This window comes from Sphingobium sp. TCM1 (assembly GCF_001650725.1).
GTDB lineage: Bacteria > Pseudomonadota > Alphaproteobacteria > Sphingomonadales > Sphingomonadaceae > Sphingobium.
Window position 1 is genome coordinate 221,556 of sequence record NZ_LXVX01000038.1, and the last position, 19,952, is coordinate 241,507.

Genomic DNA, 19,952 nt, shown 5'->3' on the forward strand with positions numbered 1-19,952 from the left:
ACATCATCGGAAGGAGCGTCGGGCATGGATGAAGAGACGTTCGAGGCGTTTCTGGATCAGTTGCGCCGCTATATTCGCGAGCGCCTGATCCCCGCCGAGGCGGACGTGATCGACAGCGATCGTGTGCCTGACGCGATATTGGCGGAGATGCGCGACATGGGCCTTTTCGCCTTGACCACACCGGAGGCATTTGGCGGCGCGGACCTGAGCATCAGCCAGTATATCCGCGTCATCCGCGAAATGGGCTGGCCAGCCCCCGCCTTCCGCGCGACCATGTCAATCAACACCGGCATGTTTTCGACCGCGCTGAAAAAAGGGGGCACGCCCGAGCAGCAGCGCGAATGGCTCAGCCGGTCGGCGGCGGGCGAGATCGCCTGTTTCGGCCTGACCGAACCGGATAGCGGGTCCGATGCGGCGGCACTCAAGACCCGCGCGGTCCGCGACGGCGACGACTATATCCTGAACGGTACGAAGCGCTATATCACCAACGCCCCCTTCGCGAAGATCGGCCTGATCATGGCGCGCACCAGCGCCGAGCCGCTGCCGCGCAACGCGCATGTCAGCGCCTTCCTGATCGACATGGATGCGCCGGGGGTATCGCTGGGCAGCCCCGACAAGAAAATGGGACAGCGCGGCGCGCAAATAGCCGACATCATCCTGGAGGATGTGCGCGTACCCGCCCGCGCCCTCCTGGGCGGCGAGGAAGGCAGGGGCTTCTTCGCCGCGATGCAGGCGCTGGATTCAGGACGGCTTTCGGTGGGCGCGGCCGCGCTGGGGCTGGCGGAAAGGGCGCTGGAAACCGGGCTGCGTTATGCGATGGAACGCAAGGCGTTCGGAGAGCCGATCGCCCAGTTCCAGCTGATCCAGGCGATGCTGGCGGACTCCAAAGCGGAAATCTATGCCAGCGAGTGCATGATGCTGGACGCCTGCGCGCGATCCGAACGGGGTCGCGCTTCGCTCGAAGCCTCCGCCTTCAAGATGTTCGCGACCGAAATGTGCGGGCGCGTGGTCGACCGGGTGGTGCAGATCCATGGAGGCGCGGGCTATCTGGCCGAATATGAAGCCGAACGGCTGTTCCGCGATGCGCGCATCTATCGCATCTACGAGGGCACGACCCAGATTCAGCAGCTGGTGATCGCCAAACAGATGATCCGCGACTTCGCGGCGCGCAGTTAAGGTCCACCCATGTACCAGCTTCTCGGCTCCACACGCGTCATCGAGGCGTCATCCTTCGTGGCGGCGCCGACCGCCGGCCTCTATCTGGCGCAGATGGGGGCGAGCGTCATCCGCGTCGACCAGATCGGCGGGGGGCCGGATTATCGACGCTGGCCCAAGGCGGAGACTGGCGCGAGCCTTTATTGGGAAGGGTTGAACAAGGGCAAGAAATCGGTCGCGCTCGATCTGGGCGCGCCGGAAGGACGGGAACTCCTCGCGGCCCTCGCGACGGCGCCGGGCGCGGATGCGGGGCTGTTCCTGACCAACTTTCCCGTCGATGGTTTTTTGAGTCATGAAAGGCTGGCAAAAAGACGCGCCGACCTTGTCACCGTGCGGGTCATGGGGCAAGCCGATGGCGGCCCGGCGCTCGACTATACCGTCAATTGCGCACTGGGCATTCCGCAGATCACCGGGCCCGACAGTCTGGGCGACGCGCCGGTCAACCATGTGCTGCCGGCGTGGGACCTGCTGACCGGCGCCTATGCGGCCTTTTCCATGCTCGCCGCCCTGCTGCACCGGCGCGAGACTGGCATGGGACAGGAAGTCCGGATTCCACTTGCCGATGTCGGCATCGCCACCATCGCCAATCTGGGACAGCTGGCCGAGACATTGCAGACCGGCAATCGGGCTCGTCATGGCAATGCGGTCTATGGCGCGTTCGGGCGTGACTTCCTGACCGCCGATGGTCAACGGCTGATGATAATGGCGATCACGCCGCGGCAATGGCGCGGGCTGGTCTCCGTGCTTGGGCTGGAAGAGGCGGTCGCGGGAATCGAGGCGTCCCGCAGCGTCAACTTCGCCCGCGACGAGGGCGAGCGCTTTGCCCATCGCGACGCGCTGTTTCCGCTGGTCGAGAGCGCGGTCGCACGCCGCAACGCGACGGAGCTGAGGGTAGCGATGGATGCGCAGGGCTGTTGCTGGGGCCCTTACCAGGACATGGCGCAGGCGGTGCGCGATCCGGTGCTGGTGGCGGACAATCCGCTTTTTTCGACCATCCAGCAAACGAGCGGGCTGCGCTATCCGGTGCCCGGCGCGATGGCGACCCTGCCGGCCCAGATGCGCGAAACCCCGCGGCGCGCACGGCGACTGGGCGAGGACAGCGAGGAGATACTGGCCGACCTGCTGGGCCTTGGGTCGGGGCAGATTGGCGCATTGATCGACAGGGGGATAGCGGCGCGCGCATGACAGAGACGATAGCACGGGCGCGCACGGCGCTGGAGGCGCTGCGGCGCTATGGCGCGGCGGCACAGGTCCATGTGGCAGCCCGGGTGGCGCCCGGCGGAAAGATCGACCCCAGGCGGCTCGATGCCGACCAGCGTGCAGCCCATGGCCTGGCCTGGATCGCGACGACGGTCGCGGCGCTGAGTGCGCTGGCCGACTGGGCGGAGGGGCTGACGGCGCGGCACCGCTATGGCGACGCTGAAGCGCTGGTGCTCGCGCTCGCCTTTGGGGAATATGCCGCGCAGATGCTGGGCGGCCTGCCGATCAGTGCCAATGAATATGTGCGGCCTGCGCAACTGGGGCTGGCCGAGGCGGCGCGCGAACTTGGCACCGATCCGGCGGTCGCGGCGTTCGTGGCGGAGGCGGACGATCCCCGCGCGCGCGCCGCTCTGATCGCGCATGTGCGGGCGGGCGGCACCATAGCGGAGGATATGGGCGACGAGACGATCGATGCGATCAGGGCGCAATATCGACGCTTCACCGTCGATAAAATCACGCCCTACGCCCATCAATGGCATCTGGCGGACGCGCTGATACCCGATGAGACGATCGCCGAGCTGGCGGCGCTGGGGACGTTCGGCGTCTGCATAGCGCCGGAATATGGCGGGCTGGGGCTGGGCAAGCTGGAGATGTGCGTCGTCACCGAAGAGCTGTCGCGCGGCTGGATCGGCGCGGGGTCGCTGGGCACCCGGTCGGAAATTGCGGGCGAGCTGATCGGGCTGGCGGGCACGGACGCCCAGAAGGCGCAATGGCTGCCGGGAATTGCTAGCGGGACAATATTGCCGACGGCGGTATTTACCGAGCCATCCAACGGGTCCGATCTTGCGCAACTGAGCACCCGCGCAATCCAGCATAAGGAAGGCGGCTGGCGCATATCGGGCGCGAAGACATGGATCACCCATGCAGCCCGGTCCGACCTGATGACACTGCTGGCGCGGACCGGGGGATCGGGCAATGCCGGGCTTTCCATGTTCCTGGCGCCCAAGCCGCGCGGGAGCGACGACACGCCCTTCCCGGCGGAAGGGATGAGCGGGAGCGAGATCGCCGTGCTGGGTTATCGCGGGATGCGCGAATATGAACTGATGTTCGACGGCTTTGCTGCGCCGGGCGAGGCCTTGCTGGGCGGCGAGGAAGGACAGGGTTTCCGCCAGCTGATGCAGACATTCGAGGGCGCGCGCATCCAGACCGCCGCGCGCGCAGTGGGCGTCGCGTGGCGCGCGTTCGAGCTGGGCTATGGCTATGCGATCGAAAGACGGCAGTTCGCCAGGCCGATCGCCGACTTCCCGCGCGTGTCGGACAAGCTGGCGATGATGCTGGTGGAGACGATCGCGGCGCGCGAACTCGCTTATTTCGCAGCGCGCGAGAAGGACAAGGGGCGGCGCTGCGACGTGGAAGCGGGCATGGCCAAGCTGCTGGCTGCACGGGTAGCGTGGACCAACGCCGACAATGCGCTGCAAATCCATGGCGGCAACGGTTATGCGCTGGAATATGAGATCAGCCGGCTGTTGTGCGACGCGCGCATCCTCAACATATTCGAGGGTGCGGCCGAGATTCAGGCGCAGGTGATCGCGCGCGGGCTGCTGACGAACAGGAACTGACGGCGATGGAACGGCACAGCGACACCCTTACGCCCGCACTCGCCGCCCGCTATGCCGCGACGTTCGACAGGGCGGTGCGGGACGGCGCGCCGCAGGGTATCCACTGGTGCCTCAACACGCCCGAAGCGGAGACGGCCGCGCTGGGCGCGGATGGGCATCCAGCAGGTGGCGGTGGCGCAATGCCCCACCATGCTGCCTTCCCGCGCCGAATGTGGGCATCCAGCGCGCTGACATTCCATGCGCCCATTCGCGTGGGCGCGCGGGTGGAGCGGACCAGCCGGATCGAGAGCAGTACGGAGAAATCGGGAAGCAGCGGCCGGTTGCTGTTCGTCATAGTCGCCCACGATGTCACCGCCGACGGCCAGGCAGCAGTCAGCGAGAGGCAAACGATCGTCTATCGCGAGGCCGCCATGCCCGGCGCCGCGCCCGTTGCCATAGTCGAAACCCAGACGGAAAAGGACTGGGACTGGGAACGGGTAGTGACGCCTAGTGCGCCTCTGCTGTTCCGTTATTCCGCGCTGACATTCAACAGCCACCGCATCCATTACGACCTGCCCTATGCCCGCGAAGCGGAGGGATATGCTGGCCTGGTCGTGCACGGGCCGCTGATGGCCGCGTTGCTGCTGGACCTGGCTGATCGCATGGCCGGACCGGACGCTTTGCGGGAGTTCAGCTTTCGCGCGGTAGCACCCGCCTTTGCCGATGCGCCCTTGCGGCTGCTCGGCATGATAGCGGGCGATACCGTCGCGCTGCATGTGCGATCGGCGGAGGGGCATGACCATATGACCGCAATCGGGCGCCTGAGCGGCTAACGCGGTCAGACGACACGCCGCTCCAGCGGTTCGCCAGCAAAATGGCGGCGTACATTGTCGAGCGCGCCCTGCATCACCGCCGCCAGCGATTCGATGGTCGCGCCCGCGACATGGGGGGCCATCAGCACATTGGGGACGCCGACCCAACCGGTGCCGTCGATCGGTTCGCCATCGAACACATCGAGCGCCGCGCCGCCGAGCCTGCCATCCCTGAGCGCAGCAATCATTGCGGGTTCGTCGATAACAAAGCCGCGCGATACATTGACGATCAGGCCGTCTGCGCCGAGCCGGTCGAGGACGTCCGCGCTGATAAGGCCGCGCGTCTCGTCGGTGCCCGCAACCGCGACCAGCAAGGTCGTCGCCCAATCGGCAAGCGCCTCAAGCGACTCTATCCGCTGCCACGACACAGGCTTGGGATTGGGGCCCCACCAGCGTATCTCGCAACCGAAGGGGTGGAGCCGCTGCGCGATGTTGCGTCCGATATGGCCGAGGCCGACGATGCCTACGCGCTGCGCCGATACCGCATGGCCGGGAGGCAGACGCGCTTCCGCCCAGCGGCCAGACCGGACATAGGCGTCGTTCGCCATGAGATCGCGGCGATGCGCCAGCATCATCGTAACGGCATATTCGGCGACGTCGCCCGCATTAATGTCTCCCGCGTTGCACACCGCTATGCCGCGTGCCCGCGCCGCATCGAGATCGATGCCAGCCATCCCCGCCGCGACGACAGCGATCAGTTGGAGGTCGGGCAGCATAGCGAGGCGGGCAGCATCGAGTCGTTCCATACCCGCGGCGATGATGGCTGCGATGCCCGCGCCATGTTCGGCCAGATAGCGATCGCGATCGGCATGGTCGTCAAGGCAGACATAGTCGAACTCGCCGGGTGGCGGCCGCAGCATCTTCAAGATGGCGCGGCTCATGACCAGGACGCGCGGGCCGATCGTCGGATGGCTTGCCGCCATATTTTCCAGTCCCTCATTTGATCCGATGCCTTGACGATAAGCCGTCCGTCACGGATAGCAACATATATAACCTAGAATACCATTGCTGAAGGAGCGGGCTTATGGAGCGGCGATATCTGGGCAACAGCGGCCTGGCGGTTTCGGTACTGGGCTTTGGTGCCATGACCTTTTCCGACGGCGACGGGCAATTTGGCGGTGTGGGCGCCACGCGCGGCGCGGACGCCATGCGGCAGATCGACATGTGCCTGGACGCTGGGGTCACCCTGTTCGACACGGCAGACGTCTATGCGGCAGGACGGTCGGAGGAGATATTGGGCGAAGCGCTGGGGCCCCGGCGCAAACATGTCGTCGTCGCGACCAAGGCGTTCGGGCGCACGGGCCGCAACGATCACGACACTGGCCTGTCCCGCCGCCATCTGATTGATGCGTGCGACGCGAGCCTCAAGCGACTGGGCACGGACTGGATCGACCTGTATCAAGTACATAGTTTCGACGCGCTGGTGCCGCTGGAGGAAACATTGCGCGCCCTGGACGACCTCGTGACGGCAGGAAAGATACGCTATATCGGCTGTTCCAACTATGCCGGCTGGCAGTTGATGAAAGCCCAGGCGGTGTCGCGGGAGAGGGGCTATGCGCGCTATGTCGGCCAGCAGATCCAATATTCGCTGATGGTGCGCGATGCCGAGCAGGAACTGCTGCCCTGCGGCGTGGATCAGGGCGTGGGGGCGCTGATATGGAGTCCGCTGGCGCAGGGCTTCCTGTCCGGCAAGTTCCGGGGCGATACCGGCGCGCCAACGCGACTGCAACAGAGCGGCCGGCTCAAGGCCTATGAGACGCCGACAGGCGCCGCCGTGCTGGACGCCATCGACGCGATCGTCGCGGCGCGGGGCGGTGTGAGCCACAGCCAGGTCGCACTGAACTGGCTGCTGCGTCGTCCGGGCGTGTCCGCCGTGCTGGTGGGCGCGCGCACCGACGCGCAACTGGCGGACAATCTGGCGGCGACACAATGGTCGCTTCTAGACGAAGAAATGGAAGCACTCGACCGGGCGAGCCAGACGCCGATGCAATATCCCAATTCGCATCACCGCATCTTCACGCACGAGCGCAATCCGCAACTCTTCGTGCGCTACAAGACAGGGGAATGATGGACGGCGGGGCGGCCGATGCACCGCCCCGCCCGCCATTCAGCGCGGCGCCATGCGGATCGCGCCGTCGAGGCGGATATCCTCACCATTGAAATAGGGATTTTCGATGAGCTGAAGCGCGAGCATTGCATATTCAGAAGGCTTGCCCAGGCGCTTGGGGAACGGCACCGACGCACCCAAGCTGTCGATGACATTTTGCGGCATACCCAGCATCAGCGGGGTTTCGAAAATACCCGGCAGGATAGTGTTGACCCGGATCGCCTCGCCCATCAGGTCGCGGGCGATCGGCAGGGTCATGCCAACTATGCCGCCCTTCGACGCGGAATAGGCAGCCTGGCCGACCTGGCCATCCTCCGCCGCGACCGACGCTGTGTTGACGATCGCGCCTCGCTCGCCCGATCCTAGCGGGTCGAGCGCCACCATGCCCGCCGCCGACTTGGCGATACAACGGAACGTGCCGATCAGGTTGACCTGGATGATCGTGGTGAACTGCGCCATCGGATAATGTTTGATCGACCCGTCCTCGCGCGAACGGCTGACGGTCTTTGCAGCGGGGCCGATGCCCGCGCAGTTGATGAGGATACGCTCCTGTCCGATCGCGGCGCGCGCCTTGGCGAAACCGGCATCGACCGAGTCGTCGGACGTGACGTTGACTTCACAGTAGACGCCGCTGATTTCGCGAGCGATCGCTTCGCCCGCTTCCACATTGAGGTCAAAGATCGCGACCCTGGCCCCCTTGGCCGCCAGCGCGCGCGCCGTGGCGGCGCCGAGGCCCGAAGCGCCACCGGTGACGACGGCCGAAAGTCCATTCACGTCCATATGATATTCTCCCTGATGATGCGCCGGTCAGCCCAGCATGTCTTTCGCGATGACGATCTTCATGACTTCGGACGTGCCCGCGAAAATCCGCGAGATGCGCGCGTCGGCATAGAGCCGGCAGATCGGATATTCCTGCATGTAACCGGCAGATCCATGAAGTTGCAGCGATTCATCGACGGCCCTTGCCTGTACTTCGGTGCATTTGAGCTTGCAGGCGGCGGCCGTCGCCGGGTCCAGTTCGCCCGCGTTGAACAGGTCGACGCAATGGTCGAGAAAGGCCTGGGCGCAATCGACATCGGCGCGTAGTTCCGCCAGCTTGAACTTCGTGTTCTGAAAGTCGGCAATGCGCTGGCCGAACGCCTTGCGCCCGGTGGTGAAGTCGACCGCGAGACGGATGGCTTCCTGCGCGTTGGGAAGGGATTGGGCGGCGGTGGTGATCCGCTCCTCCGCGAGTCCACCGCGCATATAGTCGAACCCGCGCGCCGGATCGCCGATCACATGCTGCGGCGACAGTTCGACATCCTCGAAAAAGAGTTCGGACGTGTCCTGGCTCAGGAAGCCAAGTTTCTCCAGCTTGCGGCCAGGACGGAAGCCGGGCATCCCCTTTTCGACCAGGAACAGGCCAAGCTGGCGCGGATTGGAAGGATCGGTCTTCGCCGCCACCACGAACAAGTCGGCGGTCAGGCCGTAGGAAATATAGGTCTTCTGTCCGTTCAGAACCCAGCTGCCATCGCCGCGTGGCCGGGCATGGGTCTTGAAGCCGGCGATGTCGCTGCCCGCGTCCGGCTCCGTCATGGCGATGGCGCAGATCATCTCGCCCGACACGAGTTTGGGAAGGAAGTGATGCTTCTGGGCCTCGGTGCCATATTTGGCGATATAGGGGGGCGAGTTACGGTTGAGCGCCCCCATCCAGAGCCCGGTCTCATGGCTCCTGGTCACTTCCTCATACATAAGCTGGTCGTAGCGGAAATCGGCGAGGCCGAGGCCGCCATAGGCCTCCTCCACCCAGTAGCAGAGGAAACCGCCCTCCCCCGCTTTGCGATAGACATCCCGGTCGATCATGCCCTGTTCGCGGAAGCGGGGCGAATGCGGCACGACTTCCCGCTCCAGAAAGCGGCGGAAGGCGTCGCGAAACTGCTCCTGTTCGGGCGTATAATGATTGCGTTTCATGACCATGGAAATCAGTCCTCCCGTTCACTCAGAAGGCCGTGCGGATCGCCGAGCGATGCGCCGCCATCCATCGTCAATGTCTGCCCGGTGGTGTAGGCAGCCTCGTCCGACGCCAGAAACAGGAATCCGGCCGCAATCTCCTGTGGTGTACCGGGGCGGCCAACAGGAACCTGCGCGCCCATGGCGGCGATCTGTTCTTCGGTAGCGTTGCACTCAAGCGCGTGAGTGCGCGTGAGGCCCGGCTCGATCGCGTTCACGGTGATGCCCCTACGCGCCAATTCCAGCGCCGCGCCCCTGACGAACCCCGTCACGGCCATTTTGGCCGATCCATAATGGACGCGGCCAGGCAGCGACTTGCGATTACCAGCGACCGAGGAGGTGACGAGGATGCGGCCCGCCGGACTTTTGGCCAGCCAGGGGAGCGCATCCTTCGTCAGCCAGAAGGCGGCCTTGATACCGACGTCGAACATGCTGTCGAGCACATCGTCGGGCATGTCGGCGAGGCTCGCTGGCATGAGATAGGCGGCATTGTGCAGAATGATGTCGATCCGGCCGAAGCGATCCCCGGCGCGCATCACCATCGCCCGCACCGCCTGGCGATCGCCCATGTCGAGCGTGTCAAGGACGGCGGTGCCGCCGGTTTCGGTAATAGCGTCAACGACGTCCTGTCCTGGTCCGGCCGACCGCGTCGCTACGACGACCTGCGCGCCCTCGCTTGCGAACAGTTCCGCCGCGGCACGACCGATGCCCCGCCCTCCACCGGTCACGATGGCCACTCGTCCGTCCAGCTTGCCCAACCGCACCTCCTCATCCGCCTTGTCGCAGCGGCGTGGCCCCATTCGCCCATCATTGTCAACTAGGTTATATATCTGTGATGGACAAGCGCAACGGATGGCGAGATAGAGAGGGCATGACCGATGACTCAATGCTCGTCCTACGGAGCGATGCCGATGGCGTCGCTACGTTGACGCTCAATCGCCCGGACAAGCGCAACGCGCTCAACGTCGCCATGTTCGCGGCGCTCGACGCTCACCTGGGCGATCTGGAGGGAGAAACCGACCGGATCGGCGCGGTGGTGCTGCGCGCGGCGGGGCCAGTCTTCAGCGCGGGTGCGGACCTTGGCAAGCAGCAGAAGCCACCGCGCCGCTTCTTTCAGGCAGCAACGATCACGCGGCTGGCGAACCTGCCCCAACCCGTCATCGCGGCGGTGCACGGCCCCTGCTTCACTGGCGGGCTGGAACTGGTGCTGGCGGCGGACATCATCCTGGCGACGCAATCCTCGCGTTTTGCTGACACTCACGGCAAATGGGCACTGGTGCCCGGATGGGGCATGACCCAGCGCCTGCCGCGCCGGGTAGGCCAGCACAAGGCCCGCGAGATGATGTTTACTGCACGCGAATATGACGGGCGTCAGGCCGAAGCGATGGGCTTGGTCAACCTATGCGTGGCGGATGACATGTTCGAGGCCGAACTGGAACGGCTGACCCGCGATATCATGGCATTGTCCTGGCACAGCCATCGCGGCAACAAGGCACTGCTCAACGCATCCGATGGCATGACGCTGGAGGCGGGACTGGCCCATGAGATAGTCGCCAGCCCAGGCGTAGGGCCGGATTTTGCGAACCGGGTCGGCGCCACTTTCGGAAAGCGATAGCGCCCCTCGCCGGCTACCGCTTGTCGAGCTTGCGCACCGTGCCGCTGTAGGCGGTGATGGCGACGTCGCCCTGCCACAATGTGCCCCTCACAAACGCCATGCGCCCTGTTTCACGCAGCAGTTCGAGCCGGGCGACGATCGGCGTGGCGATGTCGCCGCTGGCAAGGAAACTGAGCGTGAAGTCGATGACGACGATGCCGCCACGGCTGCACCGGCCATGCAGGTAAAGAGGCAGGAACAGCGATTGTTCCGCGATCGCCGAGAGAAAGCCGCCGTGCAGCGAGCCCATCACGTTGGCGCAACCGGTATGGGGCTGGACGCGCATCTCGGCGCCGCCGGGCACGGCCCGCACGTCGAGCGGGGGTAGCGCAGTTTCAAACCCCGTGACAGCAACACGGTCCAGCGGCCGCCAGCCATCGACGGCGATCGGCGTTGCATCGTCCATCCCGACGCCGTCTGACGGCAAGTGGTTCTCTTGATCCAACATTCGTCATTTCATCCTGCTTATGCTGCACTGCGCTATATCGACCGATAAAAAGAGGCAACTCTATTCCAAAGACGATCGGCGGGACTTCATGCCCGAATGGTTATGCGGGAGGCGTGGACGGTGCAGTGCCTGCCCGGCGCGCGGCAAGTTGCTCCGGCGTCTCGTGCATCCGCAGGATCAGCGACTGACTGGCAGTCGCCATCAAGAGCCCGGTCTCGTCGAACAGGTGCATGGTGCCGTGAACCACACCATGGTGGATCGATTCGATACGGATGTCGCACAATATCCATTCAGCCGGTTCTATCCGCGCATAGCGGATGGTGTTGTCCAGGCTGTTGCCGCCGGCAAAGGCGCCGATCGCATTGCCGATCGCGACGGAGATATAGTCCGCGACAACCGCCAGCAGCAACGGGTCGGCCAGCAACCCCTCGTTAGAGCGGATCCAGAAGGCGACCCGACCATCATCGCTACGGCCTTCGGGCCGCTGCCCATCCGGGTACCGCCCATGGGCGAGCCGCACCTCGAACCGGCTTTGCAGGCCATCTTCACCCGCGCGCCAGCTTTCGACCGCCGGGCAGTCCCCAGGCGGGGCGACCCGGGGCATCGGCACCCATTGATCGGAAATTGCGCTATCCCGCGCGCCCAGCGCCGCGATGACACTTATGATCTTGCCGTCTTCTATATGTTCGAGCACCTGGGCCTGGCTGGTCTGGTTGCCCGCGACAGGGATCCAGACGTCCAGGTCAACCGTCGATCCCGGTCGCGCAAAGGAAAGATAATGGGCGGTCGCCCAAATGACCGGGCGGCCACTCGTTCGCTGCATCGCGTCGATCGCAGCCGCCAGCCCCACTCCGCCAAAGAGGAAACGACGTTCTGGCAGGCCAACGCACAGGTCCATCGTCACCGGCAGATGGAAGCGATGGGAATTATGAGTGGCGCGCAGTTCGAACAAGGCTTTGGACACGGGATTCCTCACGGCGATGATGGATGAAGATGGACGAAGGTTGGGATCAAGAACGGGCTGTCGATCCTTACCCCTCGGCGGCTCTCGTCTGGCGAATGGCAGGCACCAGCCCGCCGTCGATACGCAGGTCTGTGCCAGTGATGAAGCCGGCGCGCTCCGACAGCAGGAAATCCACGGCATTGGCGATATGCAGCACCGACCCCATACCGAACGGCGTGGCGACGATCGCCGCACGGGCGGCGGGATTGTCCGCTGCCTCCTTGACTCCCATGGGGGTCCGCATCGTCCCCGGCGAGATTGAGACGATCCGCCTTCCGACCCTTGCCCAGGCGGCGGCGCGACGCTCGCACATGCGGATGACCGCCGCCTTGCTATAATTATAGGCGGGCGACCCGGCGCCATAGCGGTCCCCTACCCGCACCATCTGCTGCAACAGCGGTGCGGCTCGTTGCAGCAGGTCTGTGGACAAGGGCGCTTCATCGAAAAGTCGATCGATGTCGGGTCGCGGATCGGCCAGCGCGCCATGCCCGGCGATCGATGCGATGAGGACCGCGACCAGCGGACCGTCTTCGGTTTCAATCGCCTGCAACAGCCGTTCGGTTGCGACCAGATTGGCCATGAGGATCTTGTCCCAGGGCGCGAGCGCCGGGGAAAGCCCGGCGGCATGAACGACGCCCGCCAGCCGCCCCTCCGCGCGCGCGGCACGCACGATTGTCGCGGGAACGGTTATGTCACCCATATCGCCCGCGATCCGCACCAAGACCTCATGCCCTTCGTCCGCCAGCGTGTCGGCAAGGATATCCAGCCTCGCCTGGTCCATGTCGGTCAAAGCCAGACGGTAGCGATGGCCCAACAGCCGGGCGCAGGCCTGGCCCATGCCGCCACAGGCGCCGGTGATCAGAATGACGGGGCGATTGTCGGACACAGAATCCTCCCATATTCGTCTTGCGCGGCAGAGGTGATCGGCCGGCTCGATCGCCGCAGACAGTCGACTCCACGACGGCATAGGAAATTTTTGCTTTGCATCACATCATCAACTAAGTAGGCGAGGTGAATCGAGTTACTGCCTTGGCAGGCAGCGAGCCATTGTGCAACCCAGGAGAAGAATGTGTCCGAAGCCTATATCATCGACGCCGTCCGTACCCCGCGCGGAATAGGCAAGGTCGGAAAGGGCGCGCTCGCCCACATGCACCCCCAGCATCTGGCCGCGACCGTTCTCAAGGCGATCGCGGAGCGCAACCAGCTGAACACGGCCGACGTCGATGACGTGATCTGGTCCACGTCGACCCAGAAGGGCAAGCAGGGCGGCGACATGGGCCGCATGGCGGCGCTGGATGCAGGCTACGACCCCAAAGCTAGCGGCATGACGCTGGATCGCTTCTGCGGCGGCGGCATCACGGCCGTGAGCATAGCCGCAGCCCAGATCATGGCCGGGATGGAGGATCTGGTCGTCGCCGGGGGCACCGAAATGATGTCGCTCACGGCGACCATGGCGCAGGAAGAAATGGCCGCAGGCATCATGCCACTGGGCATGGGCTCGGGCAATGCGCGGCTTCAGGCGGTCCATCCCCAGTCGCACCAGGGCGTGTGCGGCGATGCCATCGCCAGTATGGAGGGCATCAGCCGCGAGGCACTCGACGCGCTGGGTCTGGAAAGCCAGAAGCGGGCCGAACGCGCCATGGCCGAAGGGCGTTTCGACAAGTCGGTGGTGCCGGTGATCGATGATGCAGGCCATGTCGTGCTGGCGAAGGACGAATTTCCCCGTCCGCAGACCACGGCCGAAGGCCTGGCTGCGCTCAAGCCTTCCTTCACCGCCATCGCCGACATGGCGATCGATGCGGAGGGCAATACGCCGCGCAGCCTGATCAATCAGAAATTCCCCGACCTCACGATCGAGCATTTTCATCACGCCGGCAATTCGTCGGGCGTGGTGGATGGCGCTGCGGCCGTGCTGCTGGCGTCCAAGGATTATGCCGAAGCGCATGGCCTGAAACCCCGCGCCCGGATCGTCGCGACCGCCAATGTCGGCGACGACGCGACCCTGATGCTTAATGCACCGGTACCGGCCGCCAAAAAGGTGTTGGCCAAGGCGGGCCTCACCAAGGACGATATCGACCTGTGGGAGATCAACGAGGCATTTGCGGTAGTCGCCGAGAAGTTCATCCGTGACCTCGACCTCGATCGCGCGAAGGTGAACGTCAATGGCGGTTCGATCGCGCTTGGCCATCCCATCGGCGCGACGGGGGCCATCCTGATCGGTACCGTTCTCGATGAACTGGAGCGCACGGGCGGCCGCTACGGCCTGGTCACGATGTGCGCCGCAGGCGGCATGGCCCCTGCAATCATCATCGAACGCATCTAACACAGCCTTTCACACGGACGAGCAGACCCCCGAAGCGCGATTGCGCTTCGGGGGTCTTTCTTTTGGCAGTACCAGCCTTACGCGAGGCGATAATTTCCATTTGACACTTATGTTCCATTATGGAATTTATATGTCATGTTACAGCGCGGCGAAATTTTCATCCAGCTTGTCGACGAGATCGCCCGCGCGCGCGGGCGCACCGATCTGGCCTTTCGTTCCATTCGGGAAGCGCATGACCTGACGGAGGTCGAGAATGTGGTGCTCACCGCCGTCACCCATGCGCCGCGCCCCTCCACGGTGCCCCAGATAGGAAGGTCGCTCGGGCATCCGCGCCAGGTCATCCAGCGCGCCGCCGATGCACTGGCGGCGCGGGGCCTGATCGAATGGCAGGACAATCCCGATCACAAGCGCGCGCGCCTGCTGATTCCCACGCCGCAGGGTACGGCGCTGCGCGAAGGCGATGATGCGGAAGGATTGCGCCTCGCCACGCTGCTGACAGAGGGGATCGACCCGGCGCTGATCGCGCGCGCGGTCGCGGACCTGCGCACCATCCGCATGGGACTGAACGAAAATCTGCGCGTGATGGCTGAACGCGACGAAGCGGGAGATGATGCATGAGCGATGATCTGACTGGCCTGGTCGACATCCCCAAACTGACGGGTTGGCTCGACGAACATATTCCGCAATTGGGCGACGGCCCGCTGACCGCAAGGAAGATCCATGGCGGCACCAGCAACGTAATACTGTCCCTAGAGCGCGGCGGCGAGACGATGGTGTTGCGCCGCCCGCCGGTTATCGCGCCCCCCGGCAGCGAGAAGAGCGTGCTGCGCGAGGCGCGCGTGCTGACCGCGCTCAACGGTACACCCGTGCCGCACCCGATCTGCCGGGGCAGCTGCGCCGACACCGACGTGATCGGCGCGCCCTTCTATATAATGGACAAGGTTGATGGCTGGGCCGCGTCGATCATAGACGAGCATATCTATCACCAGGCGCCGTTTGACCGGGCACCCTACGAATATGGCGTGGCTTATGCGATGGTCGACGGACTCGTGGCGCTTGCCAATGTCGATTACAAGGCGGTCGGGCTCGAAGGCTTTGGCAAGCCGGACAATTATCTGGAACGGCAGGTCGATCGCTGGGAAGGCCAACTGCTGAGCTACAAGGAACTCTATGATTATCCTGGCCGTGAGTTGCCGGGATATGAACTGACGCGCGACTGGTTGCGCGCCAACATCCCCTCCTCCTTCAAGGCCGGGATCATCCATGGCGATGTCGGCACGCCCAACGCACTGTTCGCCGACGGACCGCCCTGCCGTCTCAATGCGCTGATCGATTGGGAGCTGTCGACCATCGGCGATCCGCTGCTGGACCTTGCCTCCTTCACCAACGCGATGCGGGACGAGGCAGTTCCGGACGTGCTGCCCTCCAAGCGGCTCTATAATAGCGAGAACTGGCCGACGCGGCAGGAAATGGCTCGCTATTATGCGGCTGGCACGGGTCGGGACATGGCCGATTTCGACTATTATGCGATCCTGGCCATGTTCAAGGGCGGGTGCATCCTGGAATATAAGGTCGCGCAGTCGCAGGCAGGCATATTGTCCCACGAGACGGGCGTCTTCTTTTCCCGCCTGGTGCTCGAAAGCTTCGCCAACGCCGCGGACCTGATCCGCCGGATCGGCTGACATCCCCATAGGATCTGAGAGGATAGAGTCATGGATTTTACCGTAGACCCCGCGTTCCAAGCCAAGCTCGACTGGATGCTCGACTTCGTGAAGACCGAATGCGAACCGATCGACCTGCTCTTCCCGCATCATGGCGACCCCTATGATACAAGCAATGCCAAGGCGCGCGCCATCATTGCGCCGTTGCAGGACCAGGTGAAGGCGCAGGGCCTGTGGGCCTGCCATCTCGACCCCCATCTGGGCGGCAAGGGCTATGGTCAGATGAAGCTCGCCTATATGAACGAGATTATCGGCCGCTCCTATTGGGCGCCGACCATCTTCGGCACCGCCGCGCCTGATACCGGCAATGCCGAGATCTTGGCGATGTTCGGCACGCCCGAGCAAAAGGCGCGTTACCTACAGCCACTGCTCGACGGCGACATCGTGTCCTGCTTTTCGATGACCGAGCCACAGGCGGGGGCCGACCCCAAGGAATTCGAGTGCCGCGCGGCACGCGATGGCGACGAATGGGTGATCGAGGGCTATAAATGGTTCTCATCCAACGCACGCTACGCATCGTTCCTGATCGTGATGGCGGTGACAGACCCGGACGCACCAGCGCACAGCCGCATGTCGATGCTGGTCGTGCCGGCGGAAACGCCTGGCATCGAAATCATCCGCAATGTCGGCACGATCGGCGACGACCCGCTGGACGACAGCCACGGCATCCACGGCTATATTCATTATAATCAGGTGCGCGTGCCGCTCGACGCGATGCTTGGTGCGCCGGGCGACGGCTTCAAGGTCGCGCAGGCGCGGCTAGGCGGCGGCCGCGTCCATCACGCCATGCGGACGGTCGGACGCTGCCAGCGTGCGTTCGAGATGATGCAGGAGCGCGTCGTGTCGCGCCGCACGCAAGGCAAGCTTCTGGCCGATCACCAGTTCGTGCAGGGCATGATCGCCGACACGGCGATCGAGATCGAGCAGTTTCGGATGCTGGTGCTGAAGACGGCCTGGGTGATCGACAACGAGCCGCATGGGGCTGCGCGCACGCTGATCGCGATGTGCAAGGTACAGATGGCCAAAATCTACCATGACGTGGTGCAGCGCGCGATCCAGATCCACGGCAGCTATGGCGTCACGAACGAAACCGTGCTGTCGGCCATGTGGATGAGCCTGCCCAGCCTGGCGCTGGCCGACGGGCCAACCGAGGTGCACAAGGTGCAAGTCGCCAAGGCCTATACCCGCAACGCCAGGCCGTCCCAAGGTCTGTTCCCGACCGAGCACATTCCCGACCGGCTGGCAGCGGTGCGCGCCAGATATGCCGACATCCTGGCCGACTCGACGCTGGAGGTGGCGGCATGAGCGATCCGCTGTTCGACCTGACCGGGAAGGTCGCGCTGGTCACGGGCGGCAGCCGCGGACTGGGACGGGAGATGGTGCTAGCCTTTGCCGAGCATGGCGCGGACCTCATCATCGCCAGCCGCAAGCTGGAGGCGTGCGAGGAAGTGGCCGCGCAGGTGCGGGCGAAAGGCCGCAAAGCGCTGGCCTGGTCGGCGCATTGCGGGCGATGGGACGATATCGACGCTCTGATCGAGGGCAGCTATGCGCAGTTCGGCAAGGTCGACATTTTGGTCAACAATGCGGGCATGAGTCCCTATTGCCCCAGCCATGAAGTGACTGAAAAGCTTTTCGACAGCGTGCTGAACCTGAATTTCAAGGGGCCGTTCCGGCTTGCCAGCCAGATCGGCAAGCGGATGTATGATGGCGATGGCGGCACGATCATCAACATATCATCGACAGGGGGCGTGATGCCGCTGCCGGGAATCATCCCCTACGGCTCATCCAAGGCCGCTCTGAACGCGATGACGCTGTCGATGGCGCATGAATATGCACCCAAGGTGCGTGTGAATACGCTGTCGGCCGGGCCATTCCTGACCGACATCGCCGATGCCTGGACGCCCGAGGCTCGCGAGACGGCACGCAATGCCCTGAACCGGCCCGGTCGACCCGAGGAGGTGGTAACGTCAGCGCTCTACCTCGCCAGTCCGGCATCAAGTTACACCACCGGCACGCTGCTCCGCGTGGACGGCGGCACTTGGTAGGGCATTGGGTGAGGACAATCCCAAAGGTCCACGCACGACCGCACCGCCGGTCGTGATTCGTTTTCTGCCTATTTTGTCAGCCACTTGGCCGCGAATAATCTGCCTTCGGAAAGGTCCATTCGTCGCAAAATTCAGTGACCCGCCTCAATTTTCCCAAAAAATCGCTGCGCACCCAATCTGCAGCCCATGATCGGACTAGCGCTCAACCTGCGCCCTCGCTACGGGACAAACTTATATAAATAGGTTCCTGTTTTCGGGTCGGGAGAGTATGCATTGCCGTTACTTAGAATGAGCCGCCTTTCGCGTTCAACTCTGTCGTTGGGCGCTCTGGCTGTCACATGCAGCCTGTGCTGGACTGGCGCGGCCAGCGCCCAGAGCGCGCAGCATGGTCCTGCCGATCCAATGCCGAACAAGGGTGCGACACAGCCTGAACAATCGGACAGGACCGGCTCTCCATTATCGCCCTTATCACCGGGATCCTCATCGCTTGCGCCAACGGGCAGGCCGGCAAAACGCAATCCCAAAGACTATGCGCGCTTCGACAAGTTACGCGAACCCATGCTGACAACGCAGTTCCCGGGCATCATCGACACTATCGTGGGCAATCGCGGCGGCGTTCGCGACGCGCTGGCCGATCACGGCATCGGGGTCGAGATGCAGTCGGCTTCGTCAGTTCAAACATCTCTGACCGCCACCGGTATGCCGAGCGATCCACAGGTCTACAATGGCCAGAAATTTACGCTGCGCAACAACGCGCTCAACATCTACGTCACCAAGACGCTGGACGACATCGGCCTGGGCGACACGATGCTGACGGTCGGCGGCGGCTATTCGGTAACAAGCTTCGCCCCCAATGGCCGCAATTCGATCACCTTCAAGACGCTGTCCATCTATCATGGCTTCGCCAATCATACGGTGGAGGTGAAAGCGGGCTTCTTGCAGAATTATCTGCATTTCGCGGGTCTTATCACCGGCGGGAATCCGACATTGACGACGGGGCTTGTCTCGCTGCTGCCCGTTCAGGCTGGCCTGAGCGCAGAACCGGCCACCACGCCTGGCGTCAACGTCCAGATCAACGGCAAGAAGGGCCTTTACCTGCTGGGCGGGGTGCAGCGATCGCTCAACCCCCGCGGAATTGCAGAAGAAATCCGAACGAACGGAATCGGCCTTGATTGGCATCAGCATAATGCCAAAGCTCTTTATATCGGCGAAGTGGGTATCCGGCGCAAAGCATCTCCCACGCAGCGCAGCTTCTGGGCGCGGGCGGGCTATCTCTACAACATGTCGGATTATGATCGCTTCCTGGGCGGCAGCGACCATAATTATTCCTATTACGCGCTGATTGATTATCAGGCGACCCGGCCCGACAACCAATTGTTCTTCCGAGGCCTTTATCTGGGCGCCAGCTACAGCGCGGCGCGCAAATCAGTCAGCGCTTTCAGCCATGCGGGCGAGATACGGGCCTATTATGTTGGCCCATTCAACGCCAGGCCGACCGATTCTTTAAACCTGACCGTCAGTTACAATCGGTTCAGCGAAGACCTGCACGCATCCTATGGGCTGCGCGGAATCGACACCGCCCGGCACCAAGTCGGCATATCGGGTGCCTATGCAGTCCATCTGGGCCCCGGCGTCCGTATCGCACCCGCACTGCAATATGTGTTCAACCCGACGTTCCTACCGGGATACAAGAATGTGCTGCTGGGGTCGGCCTCACTCTATCTGGCGTTCTGAAGCATAGGAGTCGCTCCAGTCAGGATTGACTGACTGGAGCCGA

The 19,952-nt window shown here is 63.8% G+C and carries 19 protein-coding genes; 12 read left to right on the forward strand and 7 right to left on the reverse strand.

The window, feature by feature from the left end:
• Positions 1-24: 24 nt before the first annotated feature.
• From A7Q26_RS20330 to A7Q26_RS20345, 4 genes are read left to right on the forward strand one after another with little or no spacing between them, the layout of a single operon-like run.
• Positions 25-1,176, forward strand: coding sequence for an acyl-CoA dehydrogenase family protein (locus A7Q26_RS20330; protein WP_066863612.1), 1,152 nt, complete (start codon positions 25-27; stop codon positions 1,174-1,176).
• A 9-nt stretch (positions 1,177-1,185) separates the two neighbouring features.
• Entirely contained in the window at positions 1,186-2,400 is a 1,215-nt protein-coding gene (locus A7Q26_RS20335) for a CoA transferase (protein ID WP_066863615.1), read from the forward strand.
• Positions 2,397-4,034 carry an acyl-CoA dehydrogenase family protein gene (locus A7Q26_RS20340; RefSeq protein WP_066863618.1) on the forward strand — a complete coding sequence of 546 codons (1,638 nt, stop codon included), beginning with the start codon at positions 2,397-2,399 and terminating at the stop codon, positions 4,032-4,034. The genes A7Q26_RS20335 and A7Q26_RS20340 overlap by 4 nt, the downstream gene beginning before the upstream one ends.
• 5 nt (positions 4,035-4,039) lie before the next feature.
• A complete protein-coding gene (locus A7Q26_RS20345; RefSeq protein ID WP_066863621.1) occupies positions 4,040-4,846 on the forward strand; it encodes an FAS1-like dehydratase domain-containing protein in 807 nt (268 codons plus the stop codon).
• 5 nt (positions 4,847-4,851) lie between these two features.
• Here A7Q26_RS20345 and A7Q26_RS20350 read toward each other — a convergent pair whose 3' ends face one another.
• Positions 4,852-5,808: an NAD(P)-dependent oxidoreductase gene (locus tag A7Q26_RS20350; RefSeq protein WP_066863624.1), complete on the reverse strand. Its 957-nt coding sequence runs from the start codon at positions 5,806-5,808 to the stop codon at positions 4,852-4,854.
• 101 nt (positions 5,809-5,909) lie between these two features.
• Here A7Q26_RS20350 and A7Q26_RS20355 point away from each other — a divergent pair, with 101 nt between their 5' ends.
• The gene (locus A7Q26_RS20355; RefSeq protein ID WP_066863627.1) at positions 5,910-6,953 is read left to right on the forward strand and encodes an aldo/keto reductase; all 1,044 of its coding nucleotides are present in this window, start codon (positions 5,910-5,912) and stop codon (positions 6,951-6,953) included.
• A gap of 39 nt (positions 6,954-6,992) precedes the next feature.
• Here A7Q26_RS20355 and A7Q26_RS20360 read toward each other — a convergent pair whose 3' ends face one another.
• Genes A7Q26_RS20360 through A7Q26_RS20370 form a run of 3 tightly spaced genes read right to left on the reverse strand, consistent with a single transcriptional unit; the run spans position 6,993 to position 9,781 of the window.
• Positions 6,993-7,772, reverse strand: coding sequence for an SDR family NAD(P)-dependent oxidoreductase (locus tag A7Q26_RS20360; protein ID WP_066863630.1), 780 nt, complete (start codon positions 7,770-7,772; stop codon positions 6,993-6,995).
• A 27-nt stretch (positions 7,773-7,799) separates the two neighbouring features.
• Complete coding sequence (locus A7Q26_RS20365; protein ID WP_228221265.1) at positions 7,800-8,948, reverse strand: acyl-CoA dehydrogenase family protein; 1,149 nt, start codon at positions 8,946-8,948, stop codon at positions 7,800-7,802.
• A gap of 5 nt (positions 8,949-8,953) precedes the next feature.
• The gene (locus A7Q26_RS20370; protein WP_066863633.1) at positions 8,954-9,781 is read right to left on the reverse strand and encodes an SDR family oxidoreductase; all 828 of its coding nucleotides are present in this window, start codon (positions 9,779-9,781) and stop codon (positions 8,954-8,956) included.
• 71 nt (positions 9,782-9,852) lie between these two features.
• Between A7Q26_RS20370 and A7Q26_RS20375 the strand changes: the two genes are divergently transcribed.
• Positions 9,853-10,596, forward strand: a complete 744-nt coding sequence (locus A7Q26_RS20375; protein ID WP_066863636.1) for an enoyl-CoA hydratase/isomerase family protein — start codon at positions 9,853-9,855, stop codon at positions 10,594-10,596.
• A gap of 13 nt (positions 10,597-10,609) precedes the next feature.
• Here A7Q26_RS20375 and A7Q26_RS20380 read toward each other — a convergent pair whose 3' ends face one another.
• The 3 genes from A7Q26_RS20380 to A7Q26_RS20390 all read right to left on the reverse strand — a co-directional run bounded on the left by A7Q26_RS20380 (position 10,610) and on the right by A7Q26_RS20390 (position 12,972).
• Positions 10,610-11,041 carry a PaaI family thioesterase gene (locus A7Q26_RS20380; RefSeq protein WP_066863639.1) on the reverse strand — a complete coding sequence of 144 codons (432 nt, stop codon included), beginning with the start codon at positions 11,039-11,041 and terminating at the stop codon, positions 10,610-10,612.
• Between the two features lie 142 nt (positions 11,042-11,183).
• On the reverse strand, positions 11,184-12,047 hold the full coding sequence (locus tag A7Q26_RS20385; protein ID WP_066863642.1) for an acyl-CoA thioesterase: 864 nt from the start codon (positions 12,045-12,047) through the stop codon (positions 11,184-11,186).
• Between the two features lie 67 nt (positions 12,048-12,114).
• Positions 12,115-12,972, reverse strand: coding sequence for an SDR family oxidoreductase (locus tag A7Q26_RS20390; RefSeq protein WP_066863645.1), 858 nt, complete (start codon positions 12,970-12,972; stop codon positions 12,115-12,117).
• A 183-nt stretch (positions 12,973-13,155) separates the two neighbouring features.
• On the opposite strand from A7Q26_RS20390, the gene A7Q26_RS20395 reads away from it, so the two are divergent.
• The 6 genes from A7Q26_RS20395 (at position 13,156) to A7Q26_RS20420 (ending at position 19,909) form a co-directional block, all read left to right on the forward strand.
• Positions 13,156-14,409 carry an acetyl-CoA C-acetyltransferase gene (locus A7Q26_RS20395; RefSeq protein WP_066863647.1) on the forward strand — a complete coding sequence of 418 codons (1,254 nt, stop codon included), beginning with the start codon at positions 13,156-13,158 and terminating at the stop codon, positions 14,407-14,409.
• Between the two features lie 135 nt (positions 14,410-14,544).
• Positions 14,545-15,027, forward strand: coding sequence for a MarR family winged helix-turn-helix transcriptional regulator (locus A7Q26_RS20400; RefSeq protein ID WP_066863649.1), 483 nt, complete (start codon positions 14,545-14,547; stop codon positions 15,025-15,027).
• Positions 15,024-16,091, forward strand: coding sequence for a phosphotransferase family protein (locus A7Q26_RS20405; protein ID WP_066863652.1), 1,068 nt, complete (start codon positions 15,024-15,026; stop codon positions 16,089-16,091). Before A7Q26_RS20400 ends, A7Q26_RS20405 begins: the two co-directional genes overlap by 4 nt.
• A 30-nt stretch (positions 16,092-16,121) precedes the next feature.
• Positions 16,122-17,435 (forward strand): acyl-CoA dehydrogenase family protein, encoded by a 1,314-nt coding sequence (locus tag A7Q26_RS20410; protein WP_066863655.1) that lies wholly within the window; start codon positions 16,122-16,124, stop codon positions 17,433-17,435.
• A complete protein-coding gene (locus A7Q26_RS20415; protein WP_066863658.1) occupies positions 17,432-18,175 on the forward strand; it encodes an SDR family NAD(P)-dependent oxidoreductase in 744 nt (247 codons plus the stop codon). The genes A7Q26_RS20410 and A7Q26_RS20415 overlap by 4 nt, the downstream gene beginning before the upstream one ends.
• Before the next feature lie 558 nt (positions 18,176-18,733).
• Positions 18,734-19,909, forward strand: a complete 1,176-nt coding sequence (locus A7Q26_RS20420) for a carbohydrate porin (protein WP_066863661.1) — start codon at positions 18,734-18,736, stop codon at positions 19,907-19,909.
• Positions 19,910-19,952: the final 43 nt, after the last annotated feature.

What these genes read in the sequence shown, in the direction of transcription:
- A7Q26_RS20335 (WP_066863615.1), top strand. Translation starts at nt 1,186, where the DNA reads ATGTACCAGCTTCTCGGCTCCACACGCGTCATCGAGGCGTCATCCTTC.
- A7Q26_RS20375 (WP_066863636.1), top strand. Translation starts at nt 9,853, where the DNA reads ATGACCGATGACTCAATGCTCGTCCTACGGAGCGATGCCGATGGCGTC.
- A7Q26_RS20330 (WP_066863612.1), top strand. Translation starts at nt 25, where the DNA reads ATGGATGAAGAGACGTTCGAGGCGTTTCTGGATCAGTTGCGCCGCTAT.
- A7Q26_RS20365 (WP_228221265.1), bottom strand. Translation starts at nt 8,948, where the DNA reads ATGGTCATGAAACGCAATCATTATACGCCCGAACAGGAGCAGTTTCGC.
- A7Q26_RS20405 (WP_066863652.1), top strand. Translation starts at nt 15,024, where the DNA reads ATGAGCGATGATCTGACTGGCCTGGTCGACATCCCCAAACTGACGGGT.
- A7Q26_RS20360 (WP_066863630.1), bottom strand. Translation starts at nt 7,772, where the DNA reads ATGGACGTGAATGGACTTTCGGCCGTCGTCACCGGTGGCGCTTCGGGC.
- A7Q26_RS20350 (WP_066863624.1), bottom strand. Translation starts at nt 5,808, where the DNA reads ATGGCGGCAAGCCATCCGACGATCGGCCCGCGCGTCCTGGTCATGAGC.
- A7Q26_RS20340 (WP_066863618.1), top strand. Translation starts at nt 2,397, where the DNA reads ATGACAGAGACGATAGCACGGGCGCGCACGGCGCTGGAGGCGCTGCGG.
- A7Q26_RS20345 (WP_066863621.1), top strand. Translation starts at nt 4,040, where the DNA reads ATGGAACGGCACAGCGACACCCTTACGCCCGCACTCGCCGCCCGCTAT.
- A7Q26_RS20410 (WP_066863655.1), top strand. Translation starts at nt 16,122, where the DNA reads ATGGATTTTACCGTAGACCCCGCGTTCCAAGCCAAGCTCGACTGGATG.
- A7Q26_RS20370 (WP_066863633.1), bottom strand. Translation starts at nt 9,781, where the DNA reads ATGGGGCCACGCCGCTGCGACAAGGCGGATGAGGAGGTGCGGTTGGGC.
- A7Q26_RS20380 (WP_066863639.1), bottom strand. Translation starts at nt 11,041, where the DNA reads ATGGACGATGCAACGCCGATCGCCGTCGATGGCTGGCGGCCGCTGGAC.
- A7Q26_RS20355 (WP_066863627.1), top strand. Translation starts at nt 5,910, where the DNA reads ATGGAGCGGCGATATCTGGGCAACAGCGGCCTGGCGGTTTCGGTACTG.
- A7Q26_RS20415 (WP_066863658.1), top strand. Translation starts at nt 17,432, where the DNA reads ATGAGCGATCCGCTGTTCGACCTGACCGGGAAGGTCGCGCTGGTCACG.
- A7Q26_RS20400 (WP_066863649.1), top strand. Translation starts at nt 14,545, where the DNA reads ATGTTACAGCGCGGCGAAATTTTCATCCAGCTTGTCGACGAGATCGCC.
- A7Q26_RS20420 (WP_066863661.1), top strand. Translation starts at nt 18,734, where the DNA reads ATGCTGACAACGCAGTTCCCGGGCATCATCGACACTATCGTGGGCAAT.